Source organism: Rhodovarius crocodyli, assembly GCF_004005855.1.
Classification (GTDB): domain Bacteria; phylum Pseudomonadota; class Alphaproteobacteria; order Acetobacterales; family Acetobacteraceae; genus Rhodovarius; species Rhodovarius crocodyli.
Window position 1 is genome coordinate 745,936 of sequence record NZ_SACL01000001.1, and the last position, 9,625, is coordinate 755,560.

The window sequence follows — 9,625 nt, forward strand, 5'->3', positions numbered from 1 at the left end:
CACGGGGAGTTTCATAACCTCGCCTTCTTTTCGGCATGATCGCCGGGATAGGCTGCCGCCATGAAACGTCTCCCGGCCCTGATCCTTCTGTTGCCGCTGGCCGCGCATGCCGAAGAGCTGCCCGTCCGCACCGTCACACTCTCCAATGCCGGCCTGGTGGAAATCCAGCGCGCCGGCCAGTTGTCCGCCGACGGGGTGGTCACGCTGACCATCCCCACGCCCCAGGTGGACGACATCCTGAAATCCTTGCTGGTCCTCGACAGCCAGGGAACGGTCCTCGGCCTGTCCCTGCCGGCTCGCGAATTGGAGGAGGAGGCCTTTCGAGGCCTGCCGCTGCGGCCGGACGACTTCGCCGATCGGCTTTCGATGCTGCGAGCGCTGCGCGGGCAGCGGGTCGAGGTCGGCGGCACGCGGGGGCTGCTGATCGATGCCGCCGAGGCTGAGAACGCCCTCTCGCTGACGGTCCTGGGCGAGCGCGGCCTGGCCAACGTCATGCTGCGCGAAGGCGACGCGCTGCGCCTGACGGACAGCGAGCTGGCCGGTCGCGTCGAACGCGCCGCCGCCGCCATGGCCGCGGCCCGCCTGGCCGATACCCGCCGCGCCGAGATCACCTTCCGCGCCTCCGCGGCACGGCAGGTCGCGCTGGCCTATGTAACGGCGGCGCCTTTGTGGAAGCCGAGCTGGCGCCTGACGCTGGATGGCGATCAGGCCCGGCTGCAGGGATGGGCCGTGGTCGAGAACCGGTCGGGCGCCGATTGGCAGGATGTCCGCCTGTCCCTGGTATCGGGCAATCCCGCGGCCTTTGCCCAGGCGCTCTACACCCCGATCATGCGGCCGCGGCCCGAGATGCCGGTGCGCGGCGCCGAGACGATCCGCCCCCAGGCCGACACCGCGCCGGTGCCGTTTCTGCCGGCACCCGCCCCCGTGGCGCCCGTGCGGCCGCTGGTCGGCGGCGTGGCGGCCATGGCCCGCGCCGCACCGCCGCCGGCACCGGCCGAGATGGCGCAGGTGGACCAGGCGGCAGCCGAAAGCACCTCCGGCCGCGTTTCCTTCACGCTGCCGAACCCGGTTTCCGTCCGCGCCAGCGAGACGGCGAACTTTCCCTTCATGGACGCACGCATCCCGGCCCAGCGCGTGTGGTGGATGCAGAACCCCGGCGCCCGCAATCCGCTGAACGCCGTGCGCATCACCAACAACACCGGCAACACGCTGCCTGACGGGCTGGTCTCCATCTCCGGCCCGGCCTTTCTGGGCGACGCGGAATTGCGCGCCATGCCGGACGGCGAAACACGCCTGCTGGCCCATGCGCTCGACCGCGACGTGACGGTGAACAGCCGTCGCGACTCGGTTCAGCGGGTCACGCGGGTCGGGCTCTCCAGGGCGGTGCTGACGCTGCAGGGTGAGGAGGAAGTGAGCTGGGCCCTGGCCGTCAATCCGCGCACGGCGGGGCGGCTGGTGCTGGATATGCCCAACATGCCCGGCTACGAGCCGCGCTTCGACATCGCCTCTCGCGGTGATTTCGGCCTTCGGCACGAGGTGGCGCTGACTGCCGGCGAGCAGACGCTGCGGCTGCCCTATCGCCGGGACACGCGCAGCACGCTGGTGCTGTGGGACCCGGGGCTGGGCCAGCCGCAATTGCTGCCGTGGCGGGGGGCTGCGCTGGACGGCGACCTGCGGCGGCTGCCGGGCGGGCCTGGCAGCCTGGAGCGCATCCAGGAAGTGCTGACACGGACCGCCGAAGGCACGCCGGGTCGGGCGCTGCTTTCCGACATGGTGACGCGTCTGACGCGGCTGCGCGAGCAGCTGGACGCGGCGAGGCTGGCGGTTGGCGAGGCGAAAGCGGCCGAGACGGCGCTGGAACGCGCCCGCGCCGCCGTGCAGGACCGCACCGGCGCGGAACGTGAGGAGGCGCGTCGGCTGCTGAACCAGGCCAGCCAGGCCGCCGAACGGACAGGCGCCGCGGCGGAACGCGCCTGGCAGGCGTGGCAGCAGGGCGTCGTCGCGCTGCTGGCGGTCAGCGGATAAGAAAAAGGGGGGCTTACGCCCCCCGGATAATCAGGCCTCGACCTGTTCCACGGACAGAACTTCCGGGATGTAGTGGCGCAGCATGTTCTCCACGCCATGCTTCAGCGTGGCGCGGGAGGACGGGCAGCCCGAGCAGGCGCCCTGCATCTTCAGTTTCACGACACCTTCACGGAAGCCGCGGAACACGATGTCACCGCCGTCGCCGGCGACGGCCGGGCGCACGCGGGTGTCCAGCAGGTCCTTGATCATGGCGACCACCTCGGCATCGGCCGGGTCGGTATCCTCGGCGGTGCCGGGGTCGCCCTCACCCTCGATGATGGGCAGTTCGGCCATGTAATGGGCCATGATGGCGGCCAGGACGGTGGGGCGCAGGTCGCGCCAATCGGCCATCCCGCCCTTGGTCACGGTCACGAAATCCTCACCGAGGAACACGCGCTCCACGCCCTCCAGGGCGAAAAGGCGCGTGGCCAGCGGGCTGCGAACCGCAGTCTCGGCCGAGGCGAAATCCGCCGTTCCGAGCGCGCCCATCACGTCCTTGCCGGGAATGAACTTGAGCGTGGCGGGGTTAGGGGTGCCTTCGGTCTCGATGAACATGCGATCAGCCCTCGGGGTCTATTCCGGACTGCATTTGGTCTGTTTCCAGCGAAGGGGCAAGGGGCAGCCGGGGCACGGCATGCGCGGCATGCACGGGTCAGCCCTGTCCCGCGTGCTCAGGCGGGGCCTTGACCCCTTTTCGCTGCGCTGCCACACGACCCGTCGCACACGCGGCCGAATGCCGCGCGGGCCATGCCGGGGTGCTCCCGGGGCAGCGACAAGAGGCCGAACCAAAGCCATGCGCGACAAGGGCGAATATCTCTTCACGTCGGAGAGCGTGTCCGAAGGCCATCCGGATAAGGTGGCGGACCGGATCAGCGACACCGTTCTGGACACCTTCCTGGAAGCCGATCCCTACGCGCGCGTCGCGTGTGAGACCCTGGTTACCACCAACCGCATCATCATCGCCGGCGAGACGCGCGGCCCGGGCCACATCACGCCCGAGCTGCTGCTGCACCGCGCCCGCCTGGCCGTGGCCGACATCGGCTATGAGCAGGAAGGCTTCCACTGGGCCAACGCCCATGTCGAATGCCACCTGCATGCCCAGTCCGCGCACATCGCCCAGGGCGTGGACGCGGCCGGTAACAAGGACGAAGGCGCCGGCGACCAGGGCATCATGTTCGGTTATGCCTGCACCGAAACCCCGGACCTGATGCCGGCCCCGCTGTACTACGCGCACCTGATCCTGCGCCGTATCAGCGAGCTGCGCCGCAACGGCGACGTTTCCGTGAAGGGCCTGCTGCCCGACGCGAAGAGCCAGGTGACCCTGCGCTATGTCGACGGCAAGCCCGTGGGCGCCACTTCCATCGTGCTGTCCACCCAGCACGAGGAAGGCATGGACCAGGCCCAGATCAAGGCGATGGTGAAGCCGCTCATCGAGAGCAGCCTGCCCGCCGGCTGGATGCCCGCCGACAGCGAGCTGTACGTGAACCCGACCGGCACCTTCGTGATCGGCGGCCCGGACGGCGACTGCGGCCTGACCGGCCGCAAGATCATCGTGGACACCTACGGCGGTGCGGCCCCGCATGGCGGCGGCGCGTTCTCCGGCAAGGACCCCACCAAGGTGGACCGCTCGGCCGCCTATGCCGCGCGTTATGTCGCGAAGAACGTCGTGGCCGCGGGCCTGGCCGACAAGTGCACCATCCAGGTCAGCTACGCGATCGGCGTGGCGAAGCCGCTCTCCGTGTACTTCGACCTGCACGGCACGGCGAAGGACGTGGATGAGGAGAAGCTGGCGAAGGTGGTGCAGGAGCTGGTGAACCTGTCTCCGCGCGGCATCCGCGAGCATCTGCACCTGAACCGCGCGATCTATGTCCCCACGTCCAGCTACGGCCATTTCGGCCGCACGCCGGACCTGGAGAAGGGCACCTTCACCTGGGAAAAGACCGACCTGGTGGACGAGCTGAAGCGCGCCTTCGGCCGCTGATCCGCCTTCCGGTAGGATTTTTGGCGCTGGCCCTCGCGGGCCGGCGCTTTTTCGTTATAGAGCACCCGCCGTGACCGACCCCGAATTCCCCGAAGGCATCCCCAACCGCCTCTACGGCCGCCGCCGTGGCCACAAGCTGCGCCCGCGCCAGGAGCTGCTGCTCTCTGAGGCGCTGCCCCGCATGCGCTATGAGAGCCTGGATTTCGCCAAGGGCGCGGCGCGCACCTGGCTGGAAGTCGGCTTCGGCGGCGGCGAGCACACGCTGGCCCTGATGGCCGCGAACCCCGACACCGCCATCATAGCCAGCGAGGTCTATGAGCACGGCCTGTGCTCCCTGCTGACGCAGATCATCCCGGATGGCCAGGAAGCGACCTGCGACGTCCCTGCCCGCCTGCGGCTATGGCCCGAGGACGCGCGCGCCCTGCTGCTGTCCCTGCCCGAGGCCAGCCTGGACCGGATGTTCCTGATGTTCCCGGACCCCTGGCCCAAGGCGCGCCATTCCAAGCGCCGCTTCGTGCATCCGGAAATCCTGCCCATCGTCGCCCGCGCGCTGAAGCCGGGCGCGATCTGGCGCATCGCCTCTGACGACCCGACCTATCAGGCATGGGTGGAGGAGGTGCTGCGCGCCTCGCCGCTGTTCGAGGCCGCCGAACCGGCGAAGGAACGCCCCGAGGGCTGGCCGCCGACGCGCTATGAAGCGAAGGCTATCGAAGCCGGGCGGCACCCGATGTATTGGGAGTGGGTGCGGAAATAGGTCCTCACGGGGGGCGTGGCCCCCTCATTGCACGGCCTCCATGGGCAACTGCCTGATTTCGCGGCGCAGCATCCTGTTTTTGCGATATCACCCTTGCAAGCAGCCCCTGCCGTGGTTTCGCCATCATGCTTATGTTAACGACCGCCGCCATAGGACATGGTCGGCAGCGTCTGCCGCAGACAGGAATGAAAGGGCCGGACCGCCGTAAGGCGGGCCCGGGTTGAAGAATGGCCGGAGTGGACATCCTCGCGAGCGCGATGACGGGTGGCAATGCTGCCTATCTCGCTGACCTCTACGCGCGGTGGGTGGAGAAACCCGACAGCGTGGAGCCCTCCTTCGCGGAGCTGTTCGCTGCCCTCGACGACGACGCCCATGCGGTGATGCAGGACGCCATCGGCGCACCCTGGCAGCCCCGCGCCCGCGGCGGCTTCGCCCCTGAGGAGCCGGCGCCCGCCGCCGGCAAGGACGCCAAGGGCGCGAAGGGCGGCAAGCCTGCCGCCGCCGCCCCCGCGGGCGCCGATGCCGAGACCGTGCGCAAGGCGCAGCTCGACAGCATCCGCGCCCTGATGCTGATCCGCAGCTATCGCGTGCGCGGCCATCTGGAAGCCCAGCTCGACCCGCTCGGCCTGCAGCAGCCCAAGCCGCACCCCGAGCTGTCGCCGGAGTTCTGGGGTTTCGGCCCCGCCGACATGGACCGCCCGATCTTCATCGACGGCGTGCTGGGGCTGGAGACCGCCTCCGTCCGCCAGATCCTGCAGGTGGTCCGCGCGACCTATTGCGGCCCGATCGGCGTGGAGTTCATGCACATCCAGGATCCGGGCCAAAAGAGCTGGATCCAGCAGCAGGTCGAGGGCGCGCCCTGGAACACGGCCTTCGACAAGGACGCCAAGCGCAAGATCCTGACGCAGCTGACCGAGGCCGAGGGCTTCGAGGCCTTCTGCGCCAAGAAGTATGTCGGCACCAAGCGCTTCGGCCTTGAGGGCGGCGAGGCGACCATCCCCTCGATCCAGACCGTGATCGAGGTGGCGGCCGGCCTGGGCGTGAACGAGATCGCGATCGGCATGGCCCATCGCGGCCGCCTGAACGTGCTGGTGAACGTGGTGAAGAAGTCCTTCACCAAGGTGTTCAGCGAGTTCAAGGGCGCCAGCTACAAGCCCGACGACGTGCAGGGCTCGGGCGACGTGAAGTACCACCTGGGTACCTCCACCGACGTCGAGATCGGCGGCCGCAAGGTCCATCTCTCGCTGCAGCCCAACCCCTCTCACCTTGAATGCGTCGACCCCGTGGTCGCCGGCAAGGTGCGCGCGCGCCAGGACATGGCGGGCGACGTGAAGGATCGCGGGTCGGTCATGGGCATCCTGCTGCATGGCGACGCGGCCTTCGCCGGCCAGGGCGTGGTGTACGAGACGCTGGCGATGTCCCAGCTGGTCGGCTACCGCACCGGCGGCACGATCCATATCGTCACCAACAACCAGATCGGCTTCACCACGGTGCCGGTGCATGCCTATTCCGGCCTGTACTGCACCGATGTCGCCAAGAGCGTGCAGGCGCCGATCCTGCACGTGAACGGGGACAACCCCGAAGCCGTCGTGTGGGCCAGCCGCATGGCCGCCGAGTACCGCCAGAAGTTCAAGGCGGACATCGTGCTGGACATCGTGTGCTATCGCCGCCACGGCCACAACGAGAACGACGAGCCGGCATTCACGCAGCCCGTCATGTACGCCCGCATCAAGGGCCTGAAGTCGACCCGCACGGTCTACGCCGACCGCCTGGCCACCGAGGGCAGCATCACGGCCGACGAGTCCAAGGCCATCCTGGACGGCTTCAACACCACGATGGAGGAGGCCTTCCAGGCCTCGCAGGACTACAAGCCCAACAAGGCGGAGTGGCTGGAAGGCCACTGGTCCGGGCTGAAGGCCGATACCGGCGACGTGGAGCAGGAAGAGCCGACCGCCGTGTCGCTCGAGACCCTGCGCGAAGTGGGCGCCCGCCTGACCAGCGTTCCGGCCGACTTCACCCTGAACCCCAAGATCGCCCGCCAGATGGAGGCCAAGAAGACCTCCATCGACACCGGCGAGGGTCTGGACTGGGCGACCGGCGAGGCGCTGGCCTTCGGCACCCTGCTGATGGAAGGCCATCGCGTCCGCTTGTCCGGTGAGGACGTGCAGCGCGGCACCTTCAGCCATCGCCATTGCGTGCTGATCGACCAGAAGACCCAGGCCGAGTACGCGCCGCTGAACTTCCTGAAGGACGGCCAGCCGAAGTTCGAGGCCTTCAACTCCCTGCTCTCCGAGTTCGGCGTGCTGGGCTTCGACTACGGCTACTCCCTGGCGGACCCCAACTCCCTGGTGCTGTGGGAAGGCCAGTTCGGCGACTTCGCGAACGGCGCGCAGGTCATCATCGACCAGTTCATCGCCAGCGCGGAGACGAAGTGGCTGCGCATGTCGGGCCTGGTGATGCTGCTGCCGCATGGCTATGAGGGCCAGGGTCCGGAGCACTCCTCCGCCCGCCTGGAGCGCTATCTGCAGCTGTGCGCCGAGCGCAACATGCGGGTGTGCAACTTCACGACGCCGGCCAACTACTTCCACGCGCTGCGCCGCCAGCTGAAGGCGAACTACCGCAAGCCGCTGGTCGTGATGTCGCCGAAGTCGCTGCTGCGCCACAAGATGGCCGTCTCCTCGCTCGCCGAGTTCGGTCCGGGCACCGGCTTCCGCCACGTGATCCCCGAGATCGACGCGATCGCGCCCGAGGAGAAGGTGAAGCGCGTCGTGCTCTGCACCGGCAAGGTCTACTACGACCTGCTGCAGGCCCGCCGCGACGCCAATGTGCAGGATGTGGCGCTGGTCCGCGTGGAGCAGATGTTCCCGTTCCCGGCGAAGTCCCTGGCCGCCACGCTCGCCCCGTACAAGAACGCGGAGGTGATCTGGTGCCAGGAGGAGCCCGAGAACATGGGCGCCTGGACCTTCCTCGACCGCAAGATCGAGAAGGTGCTGACCAAGCTGGACATCAAGGCGAAGCGCCCCGAATACGTCGGCCGCGAGGAAGCGGCGAGCCCGGCCACCGGCCTCGCCAAGGTTCACGCTGCCGAGCAGGACACTCTGGTGAAGCAGGCTCTCGGCCTGTAAAACGCCGCCAACGAGACGAGGCTAGATACTATGACCGAGATCCTGGTTCCTACCCTGGGCGAGAGCGTCAGCTCCGCCACCGTGGCGCGCTGGCTGAAGCAGGCCGGCGAGGCGGTTGCCGCCGACGAGCCGCTGGTCGAGCTCGAGACCGACAAGGTCACCGTCGAGGTGAACGCGCCGGCCGCCGGCGTGCTGGAAGCCATCGCGGCTGCCGAGGGCGCCGAGGTTGAGCCCGGCGCCGTGCTGGGCAGCATCGCTGCCGGCACCGGCAACGCCGCCGCCAAGCCCGTCGGCACCGCCGGCGGCTCCGTCACCGGCTCCGCCACGGCCTCCGCTCCGCCGCCGGCCCCGGCGCCCGCCCCGGCCGCCCCTGCCGCGGCCCCCGCCGCCGCTTCCAGCCATGCCCCGCTGCCCGCCGCCGCGAAGCTGATGGCCGAGAACAACGTGTCCGCCGCCCAGATCGGCGCCGGCTCCGCCAAGGACGGCCGCATCGCCAAGGGCGATGTGCTGTCCTTCCTGACCAACCCGCCGGCGGCCGCTGCCGCCGCCCCCGCCGCCAAGCCCGCCCGTGCGCTGGCCGCCGGCGAGGAGCGGGTGAAGATGACCAAGCTGCGCGCGACCATCGCGCGCCGCCTGAAGGAAGCGCAGAACACCGCCGCCATGCTCACCACCTTCAACGAGGTGGACATGGGTGCGGCGATGGCGCTGCGCGCCGAATACAAGGACGCCTTCGAGAAGAAGCACGGCACCCGCCTCGGCTTCATGTCCTTCTTCGTCCGCGCCTGCATCGTGGCGCTGAAGGAATTCCCGGCGATCAACGCCGAGATCGACGGCGACAGCGTGGTCTACAAGAACTTCGTCAACATGGGCGTGGCCGTCGGTGGCCCGAACGGCCTGGTCGTGCCCGTGCTGAAGAACGCGGACCAGCTGTCCTTCGCCGGCATCGAGAAGACGATCGCCGACTTCGGCAAGCGCGTGCGTGACGGCCAGCTGAAGCTGGAGGAGATGGCGGGCGGCAGCTTCACCATCACCAACGGCGGCGTCTACGGCAGCCTGATGTCGACCCCGATCCTGAACCCGCCGCAGTCCGGCATCCTGGGCATGCACAAGATCCAGGAACGCCCGATGGCCGTCGGCGGCAAGGTCGAGATCCGCCCGATGATGTACATCGCGCTCAGCTACGATCACCGCATCGTCGACGGCAAGGAAGCCGTCAGCTTCCTGGTGCGCGTGAAGGAGTGCATCGAGGACCCGCGTCGTCTGATCCTCGACATCTAATCACGGCAGGGCCGGAACCCACCGGCCCGCCACCGCTGGCAAGGGTCCGTCAAAAGCGGGCCCTTTCTTGCGGGCAGTAACCACTCAAGTCACACGGATACCGCCATGCGCTCGCGTGAAGGCCAGCTCAGCGACAACCGTCCCATCCCGCGCAATCGGGTGGAGAAGGAAAAGCAGCTGCGGGACCTCAAGGAGGTCTATGCCAACCTGAAGCCTTACACCTCGCCGGAACTGCGCGCGTCCATCGCGACCAAGATCCGCGAGCTGTCCGAGGAAATGAAGCAGCCCGCCCCGCCCCCGCGCGAGGAACGCGGGCCGCGCCGGCCGCCGCGCCGCGAACCGCGGAAGTTCTGAGGCTGACCAAAGCGCCCCGCCGTCCCGGCAGGGCGCTTTTTTCTTGGTCAGGCTTTGTTAACCAAGCTG

The 9,625-nt window shown here is 68.7% G+C and carries 7 protein-coding genes; 6 read left to right on the forward strand and 1 reads right to left on the reverse strand.

The window, feature by feature from the left end:
- Positions 1–60 precede the first annotated feature (60 nt).
- Positions 61–2,025 carry a DUF4139 domain-containing protein gene (locus EOD42_RS03615; protein ID WP_127785973.1) on the forward strand — a complete coding sequence of 655 codons (1,965 nt, stop codon included), beginning with the start codon at positions 61–63 and terminating at the stop codon, positions 2,023–2,025.
- Between the two features lie 30 nt (positions 2,026–2,055).
- Here the strand turns inward: EOD42_RS03615 and EOD42_RS03620 are convergent, their stop codons facing one another.
- Complete coding sequence (locus tag EOD42_RS03620; protein ID WP_127785975.1) at positions 2,056–2,619, reverse strand: NifU family protein; 564 nt, start codon at positions 2,617–2,619, stop codon at positions 2,056–2,058.
- 238 nt (positions 2,620–2,857) lie between these two features.
- On the opposite strand from EOD42_RS03620, the gene metK reads away from it, so the two are divergent.
- From metK to EOD42_RS03645, 5 genes are all read left to right on the forward strand, one after another.
- Positions 2,858–4,045, forward strand: a complete 1,188-nt coding sequence (gene metK, locus EOD42_RS03625) for a methionine adenosyltransferase (RefSeq protein WP_127785977.1) — start codon at positions 2,858–2,860, stop codon at positions 4,043–4,045.
- A 70-nt stretch (positions 4,046–4,115) separates the two neighbouring features.
- A complete protein-coding gene (gene trmB / locus EOD42_RS03630) occupies positions 4,116–4,799 on the forward strand; it encodes a tRNA (guanine(46)-N(7))-methyltransferase TrmB (protein WP_127785979.1) in 684 nt (227 codons plus the stop codon).
- A 227-nt stretch (positions 4,800–5,026) separates the two neighbouring features.
- Positions 5,027–7,924 (forward strand): 2-oxoglutarate dehydrogenase E1 component, encoded by a 2,898-nt coding sequence (locus EOD42_RS03635; protein ID WP_127785981.1) that lies wholly within the window; start codon positions 5,027–5,029, stop codon positions 7,922–7,924.
- A gap of 30 nt (positions 7,925–7,954) precedes the next feature.
- Positions 7,955–9,202: a 2-oxoglutarate dehydrogenase complex dihydrolipoyllysine-residue succinyltransferase gene (gene odhB, locus EOD42_RS03640; protein ID WP_127785983.1), complete on the forward strand. Its 1,248-nt coding sequence runs from the start codon at positions 7,955–7,957 to the stop codon at positions 9,200–9,202.
- A gap of 105 nt (positions 9,203–9,307) precedes the next feature.
- On the forward strand, positions 9,308–9,556 hold the full coding sequence (locus EOD42_RS03645; protein ID WP_127785985.1) for a hypothetical protein: 249 nt from the start codon (positions 9,308–9,310) through the stop codon (positions 9,554–9,556).
- Positions 9,557–9,625 lie beyond the last annotated feature (69 nt).